General features: G+C 65.0%; 15 protein-coding genes and 2 tRNA genes. 12 read left to right on the top strand and 5 right to left on the bottom strand.

Translation table 11 applies throughout. From position 1 onward, the window contains the following. Positions 1–39 precede the first annotated feature (39 nt). Together FBY31_RS04670 and pepN are read right to left on the bottom strand one after the other, a co-directional pair. Positions 40–513, bottom strand: a complete 474-nt coding sequence (locus tag FBY31_RS04670; RefSeq protein WP_142037506.1) for an OsmC family protein — start codon at positions 511–513, stop codon at positions 40–42. After that, the gene (gene pepN, locus FBY31_RS04665; RefSeq protein WP_200833307.1) at positions 510–3098 is read right to left on the bottom strand and encodes an aminopeptidase N; all 2589 of its coding nucleotides are present in this window, start codon (positions 3096–3098) and stop codon (positions 510–512) included. The genes FBY31_RS04670 and pepN overlap by 4 nt, the downstream gene beginning before the upstream one ends. 158 nt (positions 3099–3256) lie before the next feature. On the opposite strand from pepN, the gene FBY31_RS04660 reads away from it, so the two are divergent. The 3 genes from FBY31_RS04660 (at position 3257) to FBY31_RS04650 (ending at position 5831) form a co-directional block, all read left to right on the top strand. Beyond that, positions 3257–4264, top strand: a complete 1008-nt coding sequence (locus FBY31_RS04660; RefSeq protein ID WP_142037504.1) for a hypothetical protein — start codon at positions 3257–3259, stop codon at positions 4262–4264. Positions 4265–4398: 134 nt separating this feature from the next. Continuing rightward, entirely contained in the window at positions 4399–4893 is a 495-nt protein-coding gene (locus tag FBY31_RS04655) for a ribose-5-phosphate isomerase (protein ID WP_142037501.1), read from the top strand. After that, positions 4893–5831, top strand: coding sequence for an Fpg/Nei family DNA glycosylase (locus tag FBY31_RS04650; RefSeq protein ID WP_142037498.1), 939 nt, complete (start codon positions 4893–4895; stop codon positions 5829–5831). Before FBY31_RS04655 ends, FBY31_RS04650 begins: the two co-directional genes overlap by 1 nt. A gap of 378 nt (positions 5832–6209) precedes the next feature. Here FBY31_RS04650 and FBY31_RS04645 read toward each other — a convergent pair. Then, positions 6210–6283, bottom strand: a tRNA-Gly gene (locus FBY31_RS04645). Positions 6284–6433: 150 nt separating this feature from the next. Between FBY31_RS04645 and FBY31_RS04640 the strand changes: the two genes are divergently transcribed. The 6 genes from FBY31_RS04640 to FBY31_RS04615 all read left to right on the top strand — a co-directional run bounded on the left by FBY31_RS04640 (position 6434) and on the right by FBY31_RS04615 (position 11741). Next, a tRNA-Pro gene (locus tag FBY31_RS04640) sits at positions 6434–6508 on the top strand. A gap of 81 nt (positions 6509–6589) precedes the next feature. After that, positions 6590–7975, top strand: coding sequence for a trigger factor (tig, locus tag FBY31_RS04635; protein WP_142037496.1), 1386 nt, complete (start codon positions 6590–6592; stop codon positions 7973–7975). A gap of 282 nt (positions 7976–8257) precedes the next feature. Further along, positions 8258–8902: an ATP-dependent Clp protease proteolytic subunit gene (locus tag FBY31_RS04630; protein WP_142045054.1), complete on the top strand. Its 645-nt coding sequence runs from the start codon at positions 8258–8260 to the stop codon at positions 8900–8902. Between the two features lie 36 nt (positions 8903–8938). Further along, the gene (locus FBY31_RS04625; protein WP_079596337.1) at positions 8939–9598 is read left to right on the top strand and encodes an ATP-dependent Clp protease proteolytic subunit; all 660 of its coding nucleotides are present in this window, start codon (positions 8939–8941) and stop codon (positions 9596–9598) included. Between the two features lie 175 nt (positions 9599–9773). Next, on the top strand, positions 9774–11054 hold the full coding sequence (gene clpX, locus FBY31_RS04620; protein ID WP_142037494.1) for an ATP-dependent Clp protease ATP-binding subunit ClpX: 1281 nt from the start codon (positions 9774–9776) through the stop codon (positions 11052–11054). Between the two features lie 72 nt (positions 11055–11126). After that, entirely contained in the window at positions 11127–11741 is a 615-nt protein-coding gene (locus FBY31_RS04615) for a mycothiol-dependent nitroreductase Rv2466c family protein (RefSeq protein ID WP_142037491.1), read from the top strand. A 343-nt stretch (positions 11742–12084) separates the two neighbouring features. Here FBY31_RS04615 and valS read toward each other — a convergent pair whose 3' ends face one another. Next, complete coding sequence (valS, locus tag FBY31_RS04610; RefSeq protein ID WP_142037489.1) at positions 12085–14706, bottom strand: valine--tRNA ligase; 2622 nt, start codon at positions 14704–14706, stop codon at positions 12085–12087. 118 nt (positions 14707–14824) lie between these two features. Between valS and FBY31_RS04605 the strand changes: the two genes are divergently transcribed. Then, entirely contained in the window at positions 14825–15583 is a 759-nt protein-coding gene (locus FBY31_RS04605) for an SDR family oxidoreductase (protein ID WP_142037486.1), read from the top strand. On the opposite strand, the gene FBY31_RS04600 is transcribed toward FBY31_RS04605, so the two are convergent. Continuing rightward, complete coding sequence (locus FBY31_RS04600) at positions 15580–16614, bottom strand: endonuclease/exonuclease/phosphatase family protein (protein WP_142037483.1); 1035 nt, start codon at positions 16612–16614, stop codon at positions 15580–15582. The genes FBY31_RS04605 and FBY31_RS04600 overlap by 4 nt on opposite strands. 359 nt (positions 16615–16973) lie before the next feature. Between FBY31_RS04600 and ileS the strand changes: the two genes are divergently transcribed. Together ileS and FBY31_RS04590 are read left to right on the top strand one after the other, a co-directional pair. Then, positions 16974–20309: an isoleucine--tRNA ligase gene (ileS, locus tag FBY31_RS04595; protein ID WP_142037480.1), complete on the top strand. Its 3336-nt coding sequence runs from the start codon at positions 16974–16976 to the stop codon at positions 20307–20309. Between the two features lie 3 nt (positions 20310–20312). Further along, the gene (locus FBY31_RS04590; protein WP_142037477.1) at positions 20313–21671 is read left to right on the top strand and encodes a bifunctional folylpolyglutamate synthase/dihydrofolate synthase; all 1359 of its coding nucleotides are present in this window, start codon (positions 20313–20315) and stop codon (positions 21669–21671) included.

The raw sequence follows: 21671 nt of genomic DNA, 5'->3' as shown, positions 1-21671 counted from the left end.
TAATTCACCGATGATTACTCCAGTGACTTTCCGGCCTGGTCAGCCCACCATCGTCTCGGGCGCGTGTTCCACCGGGAAGTTCACGCTGCGGGCAATGAAGCAGACCCGGTTCGCCTCATGGTGCAGCCCGCCGGCAAGCTCCACCTGGCTCCCGTCCGCAACCGTCACGCGCGGGCGCAGCGTGACGGACTCGAACTGGCCGCTGCCGTCCCGGTTCAAGCGCATCAGCCCGGAGGCGTCATCGCGGTAGTCAGTCACCACCACACCGTGCTTCACCGCTACATGCAGGTAGGACAGCATGTGGCACTGGGCCAGGGCGGCCAGGAGCAGCTGTTCCGGGTTATAGCGCTCGCGGTCCCCATGGAAGGTGGGATCCGCCGAGCCCTTGAGGACCGGCAGGCCGGGAATGAGCACGTCGTGGTCCCGGGAGTAGCCGCGGTAGGACGACGTCCCCTCGCCCAGGTTGCCGGTCCACTGGACGGCCAAGGCATAGCGGTGCTCGCCCAGGCTCATAACGCAGGAACTGCTTCGCCGGGAAGGACGTCAGCCGCGCGGGCGCGCAAGGCCCGGGCAACGCCGTCGCGGTTTTCCAGCATGAGCCGCCGCAGCGCCGCGCTTTCGGGCGGAAGCGACGCCAGGAAGCCATCCGTCCTGTCCACGATGGCCTGGGTGGTCAGCAGGGAGGGATAGAGGCCGACGACGATCTGCTGGGCAAGTGCGTGCGTCCGGGTCTCCATGATCCCCGGCACCGCCTGGAAATACTTCTCGGCATACGGTTCCAGCAGGGACCGGTCCAGGACCCGCATGAAGCCGGTGACCGCCGAGCCCTGAAGTGCGTTGGACAGCTCGCCCTTCACCACGATCGATTCCCAGGCCGCAGCCTTGGCCTCCGGAGTGGGGATGGCCGCCTTGGCCTGTGCAGCAGCATTCTGTCCGCTCGAGGTGTTGTCCCGCTCAAGCTCCGCGTCGATGCCGTCCTGGCCCAGCCGGCCGCCTGCAACGAGCGACGTGATCAGCTCCCACCGCAGGTCCTGGTCAACAGCCAGTCCCTCCAGCACGAGGGAGCCGTCGAGGAGACCCGCAACCTGATCAAGCTGCGTTTCGCTGCTGGCCAGCAACGCAAAGGACTTCACGAACTGCAGTTGGGCATCCGAGCCGCCCGGCACCTGGGACGCCAGCTCCCACAGCTTGTCCGCGGCAGCCACTGCCGTCGCCTGCCGGTGTTCCCCGGCCACATAAAAATTCAGGGTGGTGGCCAGCTGCCGGAGCTGGACCAGGATCACCGAGGAATCCGTCTCGGCCGCCACGTTGGCAAGGATCAGCTCCACGTACCGCCGCGCCGGGGTCTCGCCGTCGCGGGCCGCATCCCAGGCGGAGTTCCACACCAACGTCCGCGGCAGGCTCTGGCTGAAGTCCTTCAGGTGCGCGGTTGCAGTGGCCAGCGACTCTTCGTCCAGCCTCACCTTGGCGTAGGCAAGGTCGTCATCGTTGACCAGGATCAGGTCCGGCCGGGCCAGCCCCGCCAGCGCGGGCACTTCGGTGCGTTCGCCGTCGACATCCAGTTCCTCGCGGTGCACCCGCTCAAGCTTGCCGTCGCCGTTCAGGTTGTAGAACCCCACCGCCAGCCGGTGCGGACGGATGGTGGGCCACTCTGCGACGGCGGACTGCACAATGGCGAAGGCCGTGAGATTACCTTCGCCGTCCACCTCCAGTTCGGGCTTGAGCGTGTTGACGCCGGCCGTCTCAAGCCATTGCCGTCCCCATTCGTCCAGGTCGCGGCCGCTGGCTTTCTCCAGCTCCACCAGGAGGTCCTGCAGCTCGGTATTCTGCCAGGAATGCTTGGCAAAGTACTCCCGCACGCCGGCCATAAACTGCTCCGGCCCCACCCACGCCACCAGCTGGCGGAGGACCGAGGCGCCCTTCGCGTAGGTGATGCCGTCAAAGTTCACCTCCACATCCTGGAGATCGTTGATCTCGGCGAAAATCGGATGGGTTGTGGGCAGCTGGTCCTGGCGGTATGCCCAGGACTTCTCCACGGAGGCGAAGGTGGTCCAGGCGCTGGTGAACGACGTCGCCTCAACCGCCGCGAGGTGCGACATGTACTCGGCGAAGGACTCGTTGAGCCAGAGATCGTTCCACCAGCGCATGGTCACCAGGTCGCCGAACCACATGTGGGCGAGCTCGTGGAGCACGGTGATGGCGCGGCGTTCAATCTGGGCGCCGGTGACCTTGCTGCGGAAGACGTAGCCCTCGAGGATGGTGACGGCCCCGGCATTTTCCATGGCGCCGGCGTTGAACTCAGGCACGAACAGCTGGTCGTATTTCTCGAACGGGTAGGGGCAACTGAACTGTGCCTCAAAAAATGCGAAGCCCTGCCGGGTCAGCTCAAAAATGTTCTCCGCGTCCAGGTACTGCATCAGCGATTTCCGGGCAAAGACGCCCAGCGGGATCACCCGCCCGTCCGAGCTTGCCACCTCGCTGCGCACCGACTGGTACGGGCCGGCGATCAGGGCGGTGACATAGGAGGACAACCGCGGCGTGGGGGAGAAGGACCAGACAGACCGGGCACCGCCATCCTCGCCTGGCGTGGTCTCCACCGGCGCGGGAGTGGGGGAATTGGAGATGAGGTCCCAGTGTGAGGGGGCCGTGACAGTGAAGGCGAAGGTGGCCTTCAGGTCCGGCTGTTCGAAGACGGCGAACATCCGGCGCGAATCAGGAACTTCGAACTGCGTGTACAGGTAGACCTCGTTGTCCACCGGGTCCACGAAGCGGTGCAGGCCCTCGCCGGTGTTCATGTACGGGGCGTCCGCCACGATGGTGAGCTCGTTGTGTTCTGCGAGCTGCGGCAGCTGGATCCGCACGCCGTCGGATACGGCGGCCGGGTCAAGGGTGCGGCCGTTCAGCGTGACGCTGTGAACGGCGGAGGTGACGGCGTCAATGAAGGAGGAGGATCCGGGCGTGGCGTTGAACTTTACCGTGGTGGTGCTGCCGAAGACCTTCCCGCCGCGGGTCAGGTCCAGGCTGACATCGTAGGACTCGACGGTGATCAGTTCGGCGCGCCCGCTGGCTTCAGCGCGCGTCAGATTCAAACCTGGCAAAGTGGGGCCTTTCGGAAGATTGGCTGCTGCCTGCTGGGGTGCCCAGCGGGCATTTGATCATTCTTGCATTCCTTCACCGCATGACAAGTAGCGCGGCTCACCGTGGGTACTGAGACAAGTGGACAGTCAGCGGCCGGCGGCGGGAGTAGCGTTTAGTTATGGGCAAGTTCATGGAGTCGGTGGACACGAAGGCCCTGCGTTTCGTGGCAGGGTTCCCGGTGGTGGTCGGAGCCGCTTTCGTGCTCTGCGCTTTTTTGCTTCGGCCGGACCTTCCCGAGCCGCTCGCCGTTCGGTGGACGGACGACGGCGGCGCTGCCTTTGCGCCCTTCGCTGCCTACGTCACGGTGGGCGCCCTGATGATTGTGGCCGCTGGCTGGCTGGTTCTCTCCCAGGCGCTGCCGGTGAGGAGGCCGGTGCTGATGCGCCGGATCATGATGGGCGCGGGACTGTTCCTGTGCCTCTTCGTTGCCACCGCACTGGCTGCCGGACTCGTTGGCCAGACCGGCCTGGCCGACGCCCGCGAGTCCCGGGTGGACCGTACGGTCCTTGCGCTCGGAAGCGGAGCCGCCCTGTCCCTCGGCGTGATTATCGCCTTCGTCTACAAGGCGGACCAGCAGTGGTCCCCCGACGACGACCGGGCCCTCCAACTCGCAATCGCCAGGGAGTTGGATCCTGACCTGTCACGGGACAGTATCCGGCTCTGGGTCCATGCCCGCAGTTCGGTTTTTGTTATGATCGGTATTGTCTCGCTGTTTCCGTCCGCGCTGATTGCCGCCGCCGTGCCCTGGCTCGGAATATTGCTTGTGGTCCTGGCCGTCGTTGGCGCCGCATTCCTGTGTGCCCGGATCAAGGCGGACCGGCGCGGCCTCAAAGTCCTGCTGGCCGGTGTCGTGCCCGTGATGGACGTCCCCGCCGGGGCCATTTCGGCGGCCAGCGCAGCGGATGTCCGCGCCGCCGACTACGGCGGCTGGGGCTACCGGCACCACAGCGGAACTGCCGCCATGCTTGTCAGCAGCGGCCCCGCCGTCGTCGTCAAAAAGACCGACGGGCAACGGCTTGCGGTAAGCGGCGGGAGCCAGGACTCGGCCGCGCGGCTGGCGGAGGTCCTCACCAGGGTCGCGGCAAGGGCCCGGGGCGGCGGAGAATCCGCGAACGGGCCAGCTTGATCCTGGTTTCGCCCGGCAGCGGCCACCAGGAAGTCCATGGCTTTTCCGAGTCCTAGTATCCTTGTCCGTGTTGTCCTGCCCCCGGCCTGCACCGTCCGTGCCGGCCGCCAGCGCCCACCGAACGGATTCTGCTCGTGACTTCTTCCCCTGCTTTCCCGCGCGTCCACATCGCCACCGACCACGCAGGCATGGAACTCAGTGCCCACCTTGTCAGCCACCTGACCGCCAAGGGGTATGAAGTGGTGGACCATGGTCCCAAGGTGTACGACGCCCAGGATGACTACCCGTCGTTCTGCATCAACGCGGCGCTGGCGGTGGTTGCGGACCAGAGTGCCGGCGTCCACGCCCTGGGTATCGTGTTGGGCGGATCCGGCAACGGTGAACAGATTGCCGCCAACAAAGTGAAGGGCGTCAGGGCAGCCCTGGCCTGGAACCGCTCTACCGCCACGCTGGCGCGTGAGCACAACGACGCCAACGTGGTGGCCGTGGGCGGCCGCCAGCACACCGTGGAGGAAGCGACGGAGCTGATCGAAGCCTTCCTGTCCGAGCCGTTCAGCAACGACGAGCGGCACGTGCGCAGGATCGGCAAAATCGCTGCCTACGAAACCACCGGCGAGGTCATCGAGTAGTGCCGGAAGGGCATACACTCCGGCGCCTGGCACGGCAGTTCGGGGACGTCTTTGGCGGGCAGCCGCTTGCAGTTTCCAGCCCCCAGGGCCGGTTCACCGGGGGAGCGGCGCTCCTGGACGGGCACGTCCTTGTCGCCGCGGATGCCCACGGCAAGCATTTGTTCCTGCACTTTGACCACTCGCTGGTGCTGCACGTCCACTTGGGCCTCTACGGGGCCTGGAGCTTCGGCGGGGACAGCACTTTCGCGGGGTCCTCCAGCATCGGCGCGCCGCGGCGGGTGGGGGAGCAGGAGAGTTTCGGCGACCGCGACGGCGGCCGTCCGTACGATGGTCCACCTGCGCCCGTGGGGGCAGTACGCGTCCGGCTCGTGGGCACGAACGGCTGGGCGGACCTGCGCGGAGCAACCACCTGCGAAACCATCACCGCCGCCGAGGCCGAAGCCGTGCTTGGCCGGCTGGGGCCGGACCCGCTGCGCAACCGCCGGGGTGACGCCGGCCGTTTTACCACCAACCTGCAAAGCCGCACGGCCCCGTTGGCCGCACTGCTGATGGACCAGAAAGTCATCGCCGGCGTGGGAAACGTGTACCGCGCCGAAGTCCTTTTCCGGCGGCGGCTGGACCCATGGCTGCCGGGCAACGAAGTGCCGGACACCGAGGCACGCAAGCTCTGGCGCGACGTCGTCTCCGTCATGAGCGACGGCGTCGCGGACGGGCGGATCATCACCACCACGCCGAGGTACTGGACGGGCAACGGCAAGGCGGCCGGGGATGCCGCTGCGCTGAAGACCGACTCTTTCCCGGCCAGGGAAAACGCCCATTTCGTCTATAAACGCAACGGGCTGCCCTGCCGCGTCTGCCGGACCACGGTGCTGATCGCCGAACTGTTGGCCCGCAAACTCTACTGGTGCCCGCACTGCCAGCAGGCTCCGGCGTCGTAAAAGCGCCGGTGGCTTAGGGGGAAACTGAAAGCGGGGCGCACCTCCCACGCCCCATCACGTCCTGCAGCTTTTCCCGGGATGCCCCATCACGTCCTGCAGTTTTTTCCGGGACGCCCCATCAGCTCCTGCAGCTTTTAGGGCATCGCTCTATCAGTTCCTGGGGGTTTCGATGGCGGTGCGGCCGCGGGCAGTGTGCAGGAGGGTTTCCCCGGGGAGAGCCATAAGTGATGGAGCGTTCCCCGCTTTGATGCAAAAGGTGATGGAGCGTCCTGCGACGTGTTGCAGAAGATGACGGGGTTTCACTCTGTCCTGTAACCCGTAACTCACGGCGTCCTGCAGCTTAAAACAAAAGGCCCCTCCGAGGAGGGGCCTTTGCAATGGAGGGGACGACGGGAATCGAACCCGCGTAATCAGTTTGGAAGACTGAGGCTTTACCATTAAGCTACGTCCCCGAAGGAAGTCCAACTGTAAGTGCCGCAGGCACTGATCGGTGGGTACTTCGGGCTGGCTGTTCAAGCCGGATATAACTAAACCTAATCCAGGGGCTACGTGTCAAATGTGCAAAGACGGCGCCTGGCACCGTAGACTTGCCTGTGCACTTACGGGGTGTAGCTCAGCTTGGCTAGAGCGCCTGCTTTGGGAGCAGGAAGTCGCAGGTTCAAATCCTGTCACCCCGACTCTGCGGCCCGGACCTCTCGGCCTGGACAAAACATTGCGTTTGCAGAAACCCATCCCACAAACCCAGGAGTACTTAGACCGTGAAGAGCGCTGTCGAGAACCTCACCCCCACGCGGGTCAAGCTCAATGTTGAGGTCCCCTTTGAGGAATTGAAGCCCAGCATCGACTCGGCCTACAAGACCGTTGCTTCGCAGATCCAGGTCCCTGGTTTCCGTAAGGGCAAGGTCCCCGCAAAGCTCATCGACCAGCGCGTCGGCCGTGGCTACGTCCTGGAGACGGCCATCAACGAAGGCCTTAACGGCTGGTACCAGGCTGCCGTCCAGGAATCCGGCATCCGTCCCCTGAGCCGTCCCGAGGTTGAGATTACCGAGGTTCCGGACCCTTCCGCCACGGATGGCGGCCTGAAGTTCGCCGCCGAGGTTGACGTCCGCCCCGAGATCGAGCTCCCCGACTACGCCGGCATCCAGGTTGAGGTCGCCGCGGCACAGTCCTCCGACGAGGACGTCGACAAGGCCCTGGACGAACTCCGTGGCCGGTTCGGCACGCTGAAGCCGGTGGACCGTCCCGCTGCTGAGGACGACTTCCTCACCATCGACATCACCGCCACCATCGACGGCGAAGAGGTTGACTCCGCTGCCGGCTTGTCCTACCAGGTCGGGACCGGCACCATGCTCGAAGGGCTCGACGAAGCTGTCACCGGCTTGAGCGCCGACGAAGACGCCATCTTCAACACCACCCTTGTGGGTGGCGACCACGCCGGGGAAGAAGCCCAGGTCAAGGTTGTGGTCAAGGCCGTCAAGGAGCGCGAACTCCCCGAGGCCGATGACGACTTCGCCCAGCTCGCTTCCGAGTTCGACACCCTCGCCGAGCTCCGGGAGGACCTCGCCAAGCAGGCCGCCGGCTCCAAGGTTGTTGAGCAGGGCGTCGAGGCCCGCGACAAGGTCCTGGACAAGCTTGTTGAGCTGGTAGAGGTCCCGGTCCCGGACTCCGTCGTTGAAGAGCAGCTCGAAGCCCACTTCAAGGAGGGCAACGGCCACGGTGAAGGCGAGCACGACACCGAGGAGCACCGTGAAGAGGTCCGTGCCAACACCGCCCGCGCCTTCCAGAACGAGATCATCCTCGACGCCATCGCGGAGAAGGAAGAGGTCAACGTCAGCCAGAACGAGCTGATCGACTACATCGTCTCCACCGCCAGCCAGTACGGCATGGACCCCAACCAGTTCGCCCAGATCATTGATCAGAGCGGCCAGGTCCCCATGATGGTGTCCGAGGTCCGCCGCCGCAAGGCCCTGGCTGTTGTCCTGGGCCAGGCCACGGTGACCGACTCTGAGGGCAACACGGTTGACCTCAGCGATTTCGTCCGTCCCGGCGGCGAAGAGGAAGCTCCCGCCGCAGAGGCAGGGGAAGCCGTGACTGAAGCACCCGAGGCTGCCGCCGAGGAAGACAAGGCAGAGGCCAAGGCCTAGCCACGTCGCAAGGCAGATTTAGAACGGCCCCCGGATCCAAGGATCCGGGGGCCGTTTGCTTAGCATCGGCAGGTCCAACAGCAGGTCCAACAGCAAGTCCAACCCCATGTCCCTCCGGGGGCCCGCCGGGCGCCTGCCGATCGTGCGCCGTCAGCGAACAGCCCACGGCGTGCGACCAAAACGTCGGTGAAACCGGTTAGTGTCCAAGTAGAGATTTTCAGTGATGTCACCGTCACCAGTGAGAGGTAAGTACACATGTCACAGCACGCAGAGGCCCCCCGGATGGCGACTGTCGATCCTGCAGCCCAGGACAACTACATCTACAACCGCCTCCTCAAGGAGCGGATCATCTGGCTGGGCTCAGAGGTGCGTGACGAGAACGCCAACGCCATCTGCTCGCAGCTGCTGCTCCTGTCGGCCGAGAACCCGGAAAAGGACATCTACCTTTACATCAACTCACCGGGCGGTTCGGTCACCGCGGGTATGGCCATCTACGACACCATGCAGTTCATCCCGAACGACGTCGTCACCGTCGCCACCGGCCTCGCCGCCTCGATGGGGCAGTTCCTGCTCTCCTCCGGCACCAAGGGCAAGCGCTACGCCACCCCGAACGCACGCGTCCTGATGCACCAGCCCTCCGGCGGCATCGGCGGCACCGCATCGGACATCAAGATCCAGGCCGAACTCATCCTGCACATGAAGAAGGTTATGGCCGAGCTGACGGCCGACCAGACCGGCCAGAGCGTTGAGACCATCCTGAAGGACAACGACCGTGACAAGTGGTTCACGGCCACCGAGGCCCTTGCATACGGGTTCTTCGACAAGATCGCCGCCCACGCCGGCTCGGTTGCCGGCGGCGGCGGAACCTCGAACAGCAACGGCGCATCGTCCAACGGCGCCTCGGGCGAGACCCCCTCCGCGAACTAGACCGGCACAAGAACACTCAGATCAGGAGCAATAAAAATGAACTACAACTTCGGGTGGTCTGCCGGTAATCTTCCGTCCAGCCGCTACGTCCTGCCCCAGTTCGAGGAGCGCACGCCCTACGGCTTCAAGCGCCAGGACCCGTACACCAAGCTTTTCGAGGACCGCATCATCTTCCTCGGTGTCCAGGTGGACGACGCTTCCGCGGACGACATCATGGCGCAGTTGCTGGTCCTGGAATCCACGGACCCGGACCGCGACATCACCCTGTACATCAACTCCCCGGGTGGTTCCTTCACTGCCATGACGGCGATCTACGACACCATGCAGTACATCCGCCCGGAGATCCAGACGGTCTGCCTCGGGCAGGCGGCCAGCGCCGCCGCTGTCCTGCTGGCGGCCGGGACGCCCGGCAAGCGCCTGGCGCTGCCGAACGCGCGTGTCCTGATCCACCAGCCGGCGCTCTCCGGCGGCCAGGGCGGCCAGGCCTCCGACCTGGAGATCCAGGCCGCGGAGGTCATGCGCATGCGGTCGTGGCTCGAGGACACCTTGGCGCACCACTCGGGACGGACGTCCGAGCAGGTCAACAACGACATCGAGCGCGACAAGATCCTGACCGCGGACGAAGCCCAGGCGTACGGCCTGATCGACCAGGTCCTGGATTCACGCAAGATCAAACCGCAGGCAATCACCCGGTAGCGGTAAAGTAAAGCGCCGGTGGCGCCAATCATTTGGCTCCACCGGCCTTTTCCTTCCACCCTCGGAAGCGAATGTGACCTAGAGTGGATGTTGTCACAACCGGCCCACGCAGGCTGGTGGAGATTCCAGCAACGGTGCAAGGCTGCCTGGCAGCAAGATACTAAGGGGTTCACATATGGCTCGGATTGGCGAGAGCACGGATCTGCTGAAGTGCTCTTTCTGCGGAAAGAGCCAGAAGCAGGTGCGCAAGCTCATTGCCGGGCCCGGTGTCTACATCTGTGATGAGTGCATTGAGCTTTGCAACGAAATCATCGAAGAGGAACTTGCCGAAGTTGCCGATCTGGGCAGCTTTGAACTGCCCAAGCCGCGGGAGATCTTCGACTTCCTGCAGGAGTACGTCATTGGCCAGGAGCCTGCCAAGCGCTCCCTCGCCGTCGCCGTCTACAACCATTACAAGCGCATCCAGGCCGGCCACGCGCCCAAATCTGGAAGCCTGGCTGAGGGCGGCCACCATGACGACGTCGAGATCGCCAAGTCCAACATCCTCCTGATCGGTCCCACCGGTTGCGGAAAGACCTACCTGGCCCAGACGCTGGCCCGACGCCTGAACGTTCCGTTCGCGGTGGCCGATGCAACCGCACTGACCGAGGCCGGTTATGTGGGTGAGGATGTTGAGAACATCCTGCTCAAGCTCATTCAGGCCGCGGACTACGACGTCAAAAAGGCCGAGCAGGGCATCATCTACATTGACGAGATCGACAAGATTTCCCGCAAGAGCGAAAATCCCTCCATCACCCGTGACGTCTCCGGCGAAGGCGTCCAGCAGGCGCTCCTGAAGATCCTGGAAGGCACCGTTGCCTCCGTTCCGCCGCAGGGCGGCCGGAAGCACCCCCACCAGGAATTCATCCAGATCGACACCACCAACGTCCTGTTTATCGTGGCCGGTGCGTTCGCCGGCCTCGAGGAGATCATCGGCTCCAGGTCCGGCCGCAAGGGGATCGGCTTCGGCGCACCCCTCAACGAGGCCAGCAAGAAGATCGATTCCTACGGCGAAGTAATGCCGGAGGACCTGCTGAAATTCGGGCTGATCCCGGAGTTCATCGGCCGGCTCCCCGTGATCACCACAGTGTCCAACCTGGACCGGGACGCGTTGATCCAGATCCTGTCCACGCCCAAGAACGCCCTGGTCAAGCAGTACCAGAAGATGTTCCAGATCGACGGCGTGGAACTGGTCTTCGATGACACCGCCCTGGACGCCATCGCGGAGCAGGCGTTGGAACGCGGCACGGGGGCACGAGGCCTGCGGGCCATCATGGAGGAAGTACTGCTCCCGGTGATGTTCGATCTCCCCAGCCGCGAAGACGTGGCCAGCGTGGTGATCACCGAGGACGTGGTCCTTCGAGGCGCGGAACCCACTATGATCCCGCACGTCACCAAGCGGCGTAAGTCTGCCTGAACACCTTCCGCACTACACCCGTCAGATGCGGCTGCCGCCTGCGCAGCCGCCCGCACCTGAAGGAAGAACCCTATGACTGAGACTGCACGGAACAAGGCCGATTTCTGGTTTGATCCGCTGTGCCCGTTCGCCTGGATCACCTCGCGCTGGATCGGCGAAGTGGAGGACGTCCGCGACATCGAAACGGTGTGGCACGTGATGAGCCTTGCCGTCCTCAATGAGGGCCGCGACCTGGAGCCCGCCTACCGCGAGTCCATGGACAACGCCTGGGGCATGGTGCGGGTGATCATCGCGGCACAGACGGAACACGGCCAGGAATCGGTCAAGGCCCTCTATGACGCCATGGGCACCCTGATCCATGAGCGCGGCGAGAAAGACCGGGCCCTGGTCATCAGCAAGGCCCTGGCTGAATGCGGCCTCCCCGCCTCGCTGGCGGAAGCGGCCACCACCGACGCCTTCGATGAGCAGCTGCGCGCCAGCCACGAGGAAGGCATCTCCCTGGTGGGCCAGGATGTGGGAACGCCGGTAGTGGCCTTCAACGGAACAGCCTTCTTTGGCCCTGTCCTTACCCGGATTCCCCGCGGTGAAGAGGCGGGCAAGCTGTGGGACGCCACCACGGCTCTTGCCTCCTACCCGCACTTCTTCGAGCTGAAGCGCAGCCGCACCGAACGCCCCGAATTCAGCTGAGGCTGGGCTGCCAACTGTCCCGGCGGGATGCAAAGAGAGCCCCGGTATAACTACTCGCTTGTAGTTCCGCCGGGGCTCTTGCGCTTCCGAACCGGCAGGACAATGATGGTTCTTACCCCCTTCGAAAGAAGAGGGACGCAGGAACCGAAGATTCAGTGACATGTATCTGACGCAGCCATCGGCAAAGCCGGATACAAGCTACCAGTGACGAGGTAGGAAGACCTGAAATTTCCCAGGATCTTGCCAGACCATCAAGGACGTCACCAGATGGCCGAAAGTCGAAGCCCCACCAACGGCAAAACGCTGATGGGGCTTCCCCTTTGCCCTGGAACAGGCGCTGCGCTCAGGCCTGTGCAGGCTCCTCGGTAGCGGCCAGGGCCACATCGCTCACGCTCAGTTCGCCGTCACCCACCACAAGGGTTATCCCGCGGGCATTCGACGCAGCCTTCAGGTCGGCAAGCCCGGCCTTCAGCTGCGTGGTCAGGGCCTCCGAAGCCGTGATGGTCGCGGACAGGACCTCTGTACGCTGCTTGACCTTGGCCTCGGACTTCGCCTTGCGGACGCCGCTCAGGGCAACACCCACCGTGGCCAGCATAGTGGTGTCGCCGCCCGGGATGTCCAGCGGTGCGGGCCACTGGGCGCGGTGGACGGAACCGTTCCGCCACCATCCCCAGACCTCTTCGGTGGCGAAGGGCAGGAACGGCGCGAACAGCCGCAGCAGGGTGTCCAGGGTGGTGGCCAGTGCTGCAAGCACGGACGCCTGTTCGGCTTCGCCGGCGGCGCCGTAGGCCCGGTCCTTGATGAGCTCCACGTAGTCGTCCGTGAACTGCCAGAAGAAGGTCTCCGTGATCTGCAGTGCGCGGGCGTAATCGTAGTTGTCGAACGCCTTGGTGGACTGCGCCACAACGTCGGCGAGCTGGGCGAGGACGGCCCGGTCCAACGGGTTGGACAGCACCGAGAGGTCACCGGAAAGCACTGATGCTTCGGTGGCGCCGAGGTTCAGCACGAACTTCGAGGCGTTCAGCAGCTTGATGGCCAGGCGCCGGCCGATCTTCATCTGGGCTATTTCGTAGGCAGTGTCCGCCCCGAGTTTGGCGGACGCGGCCCAGTAGCGGACGGCATCGGAGCCGTGTTCCTCCAGCACGTCGGTGGGTACCACCACGTTTCCCTTGGACTTGGACATCTTCTTGCGGTCCGGGTCCAGGATCCAGCCGGAGATGGCGGCGTGCTTCCACGGCGCGCTGTTTTCCAGGGCATCGGCGCGGACCACCGAGGAGAAGAGCCAGGTCCGGATGATGTCGTGGCCTTGGGGTCGGACGTCAAACGGGAACACCTTGGCGAACAGTTCCTCGTCACGCTTCCAGCCGCCCACGATTTTGGGCGTCAGGGAGGACGTGGCCCAGGTGTCGAGGATGTCGGCGTCCCCGGTGAATCCGCCGGGGACGCCGCGCTGTGCCTCGTCGAAGCCCGGAGCGGCATCGGCGGCCGGGTCAACGGGGAGCTGCTCGTCGGAGGGCACAATGGGGGAGTCGTAGTCCGGGTTGCCGTCGGCATCCAGCGGGTACCACACGGGGATGGGCACACCGAAGAAGCGCTGGCGGGACACCAGCCAGTCGCCGTTCAGGCCGGAGATCCAGTTTTCGTAACGCGAGCGCATGAAGGCCGGGTGGAAGTCGATCTCATGCCCGCGTGCGATGAGCCGCTCGCGGCGGTCCTCGTCCCGGCCGCCGTTGCGGATGTACCACTGGCGGGAGGTGACGACCTCGAGGGGCTTGTCGCCTTTTTCGTAGAAGTTCACGGGGTGCATGATCTTCTTCGGTTCGCCCTCGAGCAGGTCCGCCGCCGTGAGGAGCTTTACCACTTCTTCCTTGGCGCTGAAGACAGTTTTGCCGGCAATGGCGGCGAAGGCCTCACGGCCGATGTCGGTGGTGATCCACTCGGGGGTCTCGCTGACGATCCGGCCGTCGCGGCCTACGATCGCGCGGGTGGGGAGCTGCAGTTCACGCCACCAAGTGACGTCCGTCAGGTCGCCGAAGGTACACACCATGGCGATGCCGGATCCCTTGTCGGCTTTGGCGAGCGGGTGCGCCTTGACTTCAACTTCGACGCCGAAAACGGGGGACGTGACCTTCTTGCCGAACAGCGGCTGGTACCGTTCGTCGTCGGGATTCGCCACCAGCGCGGCGCAGGCCGCCAGCAGTTCGGGACGGGTGGTCTCGATGTGGATCTTCTCCCCGTCCTCCGTGAAGAACGGGTAGCGGTAGTACGCGCCGGGCACCTCGCGGTCCTCAAGCTCGGCCTGGGCCACCGCCGTGCGGAACGTGACATCCCACAGGGTGGGTGCCTCGGCCATGTAGGCGTCGCCTGCGGCCAGGTTGGCCAGGAACGCGCGCTGCGAGACGGCCCTCGAGTTGTCGTCGATGGTCCGGTACGTCAGTTCCCAGTCCACGGACAGGCCCAGCGTCTGGAAAAGGTTTTCGAAGACCTTCTCGTCCTCGACGGCCAGCTCTTCACACAGCCCGATGAAGTTCCGGCGGGAAACCACATCGAAGTCCCGCTGGTTCTTGGCAGGCTGTGCCGGGGGACGGTAGTCCGGGTTGTACGGGATGGCAGGATCGCAGCGCACGCCGTAGTAGTTCTGCACCCGGCGTTCGGTGGGCAGCCCGTTGTCGTCCCAGCCCATGGGGTAGAAGACGTTCTTGCCGATCATGCGCTGGTACCGGGCCAGCACATCGGTCTGCGTGTAGGAGAACATGTGTCCCACATGCAGCGATCCGGAGGCGGTGGGCGGGGGAGTGTCGATCGAGTAGACCTGCTCCCGGGTGGTGTCCCGGTTGAACTTGTAGGTCCCCTCGGCAAGCCAGCGCTGCGTCAGGGCAGCTTCGAGGCCTTCGAGGGCCGGCTTGTCCGGAACGTTGATGGGGGCGGTGTTGGGCGTGTCTGTACCCTGTTTGTCTTCAGCCATCTGCCAATTGTTTCATGGCCGCGAACGTCCCCCGGCCCAACTGCAGGTCCGCAGCCGCCCGTTTCACCCGGCGAAACACGCTCGGTGATCTCCGGGCAGCTGAGGTTAGGGTGGTCCCATGACTTCGGACGTGCAGAAAAAGGCAGCTTTGGTGACCGGCGCGAGCAGCGGAATCGGTGAGGCGACAGTCCGCGCCCTGGCAGCGGAAGGCTGGACGGTCTTCGCCGTGGCCCGCCGCGCGGAGCGGCTCGCCGCCCTGGAAGCCGAGACCGGCGCCGTCGCAATTACTGCCGATATTTCCGCGGACGACGACGTGTCCCGGCTCCTTGCCCGGGTGACGGAAGCTGGGGGTATAGACACGCTGATCAACATCGCCGGCGGCGCCCGGGGCGCCGATACCGTGGGCGAGGCCAGCACCGAGGACTGGGAGTGGATGTACCGGGTCAACGTGCTGGGCACCATGAAGCTCATCCGGGCGTTCCTGCCCATGCTCCGCGCCAACGGCGAAGGGACCGTCCTGAACCTGACCTCCACGGCCGGCCTGGCTGCCTACGAAGGCGGGGGCGGCTACAACGCTGCCAAGTTCGCCCAGCATGCGATGACGGGGGCGCTGCGGCTGGAGGAAGCGGAAAACAACCTCCGGGTCATCGAAGTGGCCCCCGGGCTGGTCTACACGGAGGAATTCGCACTGAACCGGCTCGGTGACCCGCAGGCCGCACAAAAGGTGTACCAGGGAGTGGATAAGCCGCTCACCGCCGCAGACGTGGCAGACGTGGTCAGGTACGCCGTAACTGCCCCCCACCACGTCAATCTGGACCAGATCGTGATCCGGCCGGTGGCGCAGGCCGCCAATCACAAACTGATCCGCAAGGGCTAGCCTGCCGGGATGGCCAAGGTGGCCAGCACCGCTGCGTGGTCCGTGCCCGGCACCCGATGGACTGAGTAGTCGGCGCCCCGGACGTCCTGGCTCGTGACCAGATGGTCCAGTGTTATGCCGGGAAGGTGGTAGCCGCCCATAGGCCAGGTGGGGATCAACCTGTTCCCGAGGGAGGCCGCCACGTCCACCAGTTTGCGTCCTTCTCCGGTCCCCGCCAGCAGCGCCCGGAATTCGTGGTGGTCGAGCGTGGCGTTGAAGTCGCCGGCCAGCAGCAGCGGCCCGGATCCGGTGCCGGTCCGGGCCAAGGCGGCAAGGTCGCTCCGCCAGCGGACCAGGCCGTCACCCACCGGAGCCAGGCAATGCACAGCCACCACCCGCAGGGCCGCCCCATTTCCGGCACCCAAGTCCAGATCCACAACCGGCATGCTGAACCCAGTGCCACGTATAGCGCCGGCATCGCGCAACTGGAAGGAGGAATACACGGCTGCGCCCCCGGCGCCATCGCGTGGATGCGATACATGGTGGGGGAGCAGGGACAAGAGCCCCGCCGCGGCGAGCCTGTCCCCCAAAGCCGCGGTGTATTCTTCGAGGGCCAGCAGCTCTATCCCCTGCTCCCGGACCAGCTTGACGATGTCGTCCGCTTCTGCCCCGCCCAGCTCCGCATTAAGGCTCATTGCCCTTAGCTGAACCTTCTGCCCACCGGGGTGCGCCGCCGCGGGGCTGGCGGTTACCGGGAGGAGCCACGCAACGTGCACCGCGAGCAGCGCCGCAGTCAGCAGTTGCAGCGGCCTGCTGCGCGCCGGCAGGGCCAGCAGGAAGGCGGCAGTGGCCGGAACCGTGAACCAAGGTACGAAGGACAGCAGCTGCACGGCCTGGACCGGCCAGTCGGCGGATGTGGCACGAAGGAAGGATGTTGCCGCCGCGGGTGCCGCCGCCCCGGCAGCCAACCAGCGAAAGGCCAGGGCCGTACGGGTTGCGCGTTTGCGGGGTTTTTCACCGCCAACCCCGCGCCGGCCGCAGGCAGCAATCATGGCTCCGATTCTAGGCACCGTTGGCCGGTGATGGCAGTACTGAATGGAAAACGTTGGCCGGTGAATAGTAGACTTGAAACCGGCTATGACCCGGCTATCACCGGTGAGCTTCCGGAAGAACACGCCAGCCCCGTCACAACGGCGGGCAGCGTCAGTAGAACCGGACGGGTAAGCCCGTCACAGCAGTCAATGAGCGGCCGGAGCAGGGCGGTTCCCCAGGGAGCCGGCAGCGCCGGTAAGTGAGGTGGTACCGCGGTGGGCGTGGCGTCCGGGAGGACAAAACGGCAGCCGTCCTCGCATCCTGAACGGAACGAAGGCGCAAGCCGGCAGTTCGCCAAGCTCAACCCAGGATGTCGAGAATGACGTATTACCCCAAGGCCTCAGCCTCCGCCAGTGGCACCTCTTCCAGCCACAGCACAGGCGTGTCCGCTTCCGTGAAGTTCCCGGAAATCGAAGAGCGCATCCTTAAGTACTGGGACCAGGACGGCACCTTCCAGGCCAGCATCGACCAGCGCAGCCCGGACGCCCCCGGCGGTGAACCCGGCAGCAACGAATTCGTTTTCTACGACGGCCCGCCGTTCGCCAACGGCCTGCCGCACTACGGCCACCTTTTGACCGGGTACGCCAAGGACCTCGTGGGCCGGTACCAGACCCAGCGCGGCAAGCGCGTGGAGCGCCGCTTCGGCTGGGACACCCACGGCCTGCCGGCAGAGCTGGAAGCCATGAAGCAGCTCGGCATGACGGACAAGACGCAGATCGAGGCCATGGGCATCGACAAGTTCAACGACGCCTGCCGCGCCTCCGTGATGAAGTACGCCGACGAATGGCGCAGCTACGTCACCCGCCAGGCACGCTGGGTGGACTTCGACAACGACTACAAGACCCTCAACGTCGAATACATGGAGTCCGTCCTCTGGGCCTTCAAGCAGCTCCATGAAAAGGGCCTGACCTACAACGGCTACCGCGTCCTGCCCTACTGCTGGAAAGACGAAACGCCGCTGTCCAACCATGAGCTGCGCATGGACGACGACGTCTACAAGAACCGCCAGGACCAGACCGTCACGGTGACGTTCCCCCTCCTCGCCGGCGAGTCCGAACTCTCCCGGCAGTTGGCCGGCGTCCAGGCCCTCGCCTGGACCACCACGCCCTGGACCCTGCCCACCAACGCCGCGCTCGCCGTCGGGCCTTCCATCACCTACGCCGTGCTGCCGGTTGGCCCGAACGGCATCAAGGCTGCCTCCGCGGACGCGCCGGTCAGCGGCAGTTTCCTGCTCGCAGCCGACCTGCTGGCGAGCTACGCCAAGGACCTCGGGTACGACGACTTCAAGGCAGCGCAGGCCGCCGTAGTTTCCACGCACACGGGTGCTGAGCTGGACGGCCTTGGCTACCAGCCGCTGTGGCAGGACTTCAGCGACAACGAAAAATACGGGATGGAAAATGCCTGGCGGATCCTGGTGGCCGACTACGTCACCACCACCGACGGCACCGGCATCGTCCACCAGGCTCCGGCCTATGGCGAGGACGACCAGAAAGTCTGTGAAGAAGCAGGCATCCCGGTGATCCTCTCCGTTGACGAGGGTGCCAAATTCCTCCCGCTGTTCAAGCACGGCGACCTCCACGACATCGTGGGCCTGCAGGTCTTCGAGGCCAACAAGCCCATCACCCAGGTGCTGCGCGCCCAGGGCCGACTGGTCCGGCAGGCCAGCTATGAGCACAGCTACCCGCACTGCTGGCGCTGCCGCAACCCGCTGATCTACCGCGCCGTGTCCTCCTGGTACGTGGAGGTCACCAAGTTCAAGGACCGGATGTCCGAACTGAACCAGGAGATCAACTGGATCCCGGGCAATGTCAAGGACGGCCAGTTCGGCAAGTGGCTGGAAAACGCCCGCGACTGGTCCATCAGCCGCAACCGGTACTGGGGCAGCCCCATCCCCGTGTGGCAGTCCACCGACCCCGAGTACCCCCGCACGGACGTGTACGGCTCACTCGCCGAGATCGAAGCTGATTTCGGCCGCCTGCCCCTGGACAAAGACGGCCAGGTTGACCTGCACCGCCCCTTCATCGACGAACTGACCAGGCCAAACCCGGACGATCCCCGCACCCCCGAAGAAGGCCAGTCGGTGATGCGCCGAGTGGAGGACGTGCTGGACGTCTGGTTCGACTCCGGTTCCATGCCCTACGGCCAAGTGCACTACCCTTTCCAGAACGAGTCCTGGTTCGACACCCACAACCCCGCGGACTTCATCGTGGAGTACATCGGCCAGACGCGCGGCTGGTTCTACATGCTGCACATCCTCTCCACCGCACTGTTTGACCGGCCGGCGTTCCGGAACGTCATCAGCCACGGCATCGTGCTGGGCTCCGATGGGCAGAAGATGTCCAAGAGCCTGCGCAACTACCCGGACGTTTCAGAGGTGCTGGACCGTGACGGCTCAGACGCCATGCGCTGGTTCCTGATGTCCAGCCCCATCCTCCGCGGCGGCAACCTGGTGGTCACCGAGCAGGGAATCCGCGACGGCGTCCGCCAGGTCATCCTGCCGCTGTGGAACGTGTACAGCTTCTTCACGCTCTACACCAATGCCGCCAACGGCGGTTCGGGGTATGACGCCAGGCTGCGCTACGACGGTTACGCCGACACGCTGGACCAGTACCTGCTGGCCAACACCGGCGAGCTGGTCCGGAACATGACGGAGCAGCTGGATACCTACGACATCTCCGGTGCCTGTGACGAACTGCGCAGCTACCTTGACATGCTCACCAACTGGTACGTCCGCCGGAGCCGGCAGCGGTTCTTTGACGAGGACCACGACGCTTTCGACGCACTGTTCACCGCGCTGGAAACCGTCACCCGGGTGGCGGCCTCCCTCCTGCCCCTGGTTTCCGAGGAAATCTGGCGCGGCCTCACCGGTGGCCGCTCCGTGCACCTGGCTGACTGGCCCGATGCGGGCCTGTTCCCGGCGAACCCGGACCTGGTCCAGGCCATGGACAAGGTGCAGCAGATCTGCTCCACCGGTTCCTCGCTGCGCAAGGCAGCAAACCTGCGCGTCCGCCTGCCGCTGCAGGAACTGACCGTGGTGGCACCTGGTGCCGATGCGCTGGCTGGCTTTGCCGCCGTCGTCGCGGATGAACTCAACCTCCGCTCGGTCCGCCTCCTGGACGCCGCCACGGCCTCCCCGGAGGAGTTCGGGATCCAGCAGAAGCTCGTGGTCAATGCCCGGGCTGCAGGTCCGCGGCTGGGCAAGAACGTCCAGGCTGCCATCAAGGGCTCCAAGTCCGGTGACTGGTCGGTCCAGACAATCGATGGCGTCGACGGCGTCGTTGTTTCGGGCGGGCTCCAGCTGGAACCCCAGGAGTACACGCTGGAGACGGTGGTAGCAGAGTCCGACGGCGGTTCTGCTTCCGTCGCAGTCCTCCCCGGGGGCGGTTTTGTGGTCCTCAACACTGAGGTCACCCCCGAGTTGGAGGCTGAAGGCCTGGCCCGGGACATGGTCCGCTCCATCCAGCAGGCACGCAAGGATGCCGGACTGAATGTCAGCGACCGGATCAGGACTTCCGTGACTGCCGGGCAGAACGTCGTCGACGCCCTGCTGGCCAACGCGGAACTGGTGAAGGGCGAGACCCTTACCGTGGACCTCGCGGCAGAACCCTCGGACCTCGCCGAGCCGGCTGTCACCGTCGAAAAAGTAGAGGCCTAATCCATGACTGACGAATTTTCCGTAGAAAGCGTCTACGCCGAACTGCTGGGCCGGGCGCCGGAGAACAAGATGGAGCCGCGGTTGGCCCCGCTGTTCCGGGCCATGGACGTGCTGGGAGAGCCCAACAAGGCGTACCCGATCATCCACGTGACCGGGACCAACGGCAAGACCTCCACTGCGCGCATGATCGAATCGGTTTTGCGGGCCCACGGCCTCAGCACCGGGCGGTACACCAGCCCGCACCTGTCCAAGGTCACAGAACGGATCAGCATCGACGGGCAGCCCGTACCGGATGAAACCTTCGTCCGGATCTGGGACGAGATCCGTCCCTACCTGCAGATTGTGGACTCGGAACTGGAGGCTGAGGGGCAGCCCCGCCTCACCTACTTCGAATGCCTCACCATCCTGGGCTTCGCCATCTTCGCCGACCAGCCCGTGAACGTGGCGGTCATCGAGGTAGGACTCGGCGGCATCACGGATGCCACGAACGTGGGGGACGGGCAGGTTTCGGTGGTCACGCCCATTTCGCTGGATCACACGGACCTGCTGGGCGACACCACCGAAGACATTGCCCACGAAAAGGCCGGGATCATCAAGCCCGGCGGTTACCTCATCAGCGCCGCCCAGCCCCTTGACGCGGCGCAGGTCCTGCTCGACAAAGCCAAGGACGTTGGCGTTCCCTTCAAATTCGAGGGCGTGGAGTTCGGCGTCGAGTCCCGGACCGTGGCCGTGGGCGGACAGATGGTCACCATCCAGGGCATCGCCGGCCGCTACCCCGACCTCCTGGTGCCGCTGCACGGAGCCCACCAGGCACAGAACGCCGCCGTAGCGGTGGCAGCCCTGGAAGCCTTCTTCGGCGGTGAAAAGGAACTCGGCTTCGACGTGCTGCAGGAAGGATTTGCCGCCGTCACCTCCCCGGGCCGTCTCGAAGTGGTCCGCACGGCACCGACCATTGTGGTGGACGCCGCCCACAACCCCGACGGCGTCAAGGTGTCGGCAGCCGCCCTTCAGGAAGCGTTCACCTTCACCAGGCTGGTGCCGGTGGTGGGAATCCTCAAGGAAAAAGACGCCGAGGAAATCCTTCGCCAGCTCAAGGAATCCTTCGGCGGCGTGGCAGAGGAGTACTGCTTCACCCAGTCGAATTCGCCGCGGGCCGTCCCGGCCGCCGAACTGGCCGAGCTGGCCATTGACCTTGGCTTCGGTGAGGACAATGTGCACGTAGAGGAAAAGCTCGACGACGCCCTGGAGTGGGCTGTCGAACGGGCCGAAGCCAACGACGACCTTTCCGGCGGCGTGCTGGTGACCGGCTCCATCACCCTGGTGGCCGAAGCGCGGATCCTGCTCGGAAAGACGGAGGCGTAG

The sequence above is a fragment of the Arthrobacter sp. SLBN-100 genome (assembly GCF_006715305.1).
Lineage (GTDB): Bacteria > Actinomycetota > Actinomycetes > Actinomycetales > Micrococcaceae > Arthrobacter.
Note: the sequence above shows the minus strand (reverse complement) of the source record. Positions and strands in the feature narration are given on the sequence as shown.

What these genes read in the sequence shown, in the direction of transcription:
- FBY31_RS04670 (WP_142037506.1), bottom strand. Translation starts at nt 513, where the DNA reads ATGAGCCTGGGCGAGCACCGCTATGCCTTGGCCGTCCAGTGGACCGGC.
- FBY31_RS04660 (WP_142037504.1), top strand. Translation starts at nt 3,257, where the DNA reads ATGGGCAAGTTCATGGAGTCGGTGGACACGAAGGCCCTGCGTTTCGTG.
- FBY31_RS04630 (WP_142045054.1), top strand. Translation starts at nt 8,258, where the DNA reads ATGGCGACTGTCGATCCTGCAGCCCAGGACAACTACATCTACAACCGC.
- FBY31_RS04625 (WP_079596337.1), top strand. Translation starts at nt 8,939, where the DNA reads ATGAACTACAACTTCGGGTGGTCTGCCGGTAATCTTCCGTCCAGCCGC.
- clpX (WP_142037494.1), top strand. Translation starts at nt 9,774, where the DNA reads ATGGCTCGGATTGGCGAGAGCACGGATCTGCTGAAGTGCTCTTTCTGC.
- FBY31_RS04615 (WP_142037491.1), top strand. Translation starts at nt 11,127, where the DNA reads ATGACTGAGACTGCACGGAACAAGGCCGATTTCTGGTTTGATCCGCTG.
- valS (WP_142037489.1), bottom strand. Translation starts at nt 14,706, where the DNA reads ATGGCTGAAGACAAACAGGGTACAGACACGCCCAACACCGCCCCCATC.
- FBY31_RS04605 (WP_142037486.1), top strand. Translation starts at nt 14,825, where the DNA reads ATGACTTCGGACGTGCAGAAAAAGGCAGCTTTGGTGACCGGCGCGAGC.
- FBY31_RS04600 (WP_142037483.1), bottom strand. Translation starts at nt 16,614, where the DNA reads ATGATTGCTGCCTGCGGCCGGCGCGGGGTTGGCGGTGAAAAACCCCGC.
- ileS (WP_142037480.1), top strand. Translation starts at nt 16,974, where the DNA reads ATGACGTATTACCCCAAGGCCTCAGCCTCCGCCAGTGGCACCTCTTCC.
- FBY31_RS04590 (WP_142037477.1), top strand. Translation starts at nt 20,313, where the DNA reads ATGACTGACGAATTTTCCGTAGAAAGCGTCTACGCCGAACTGCTGGGC.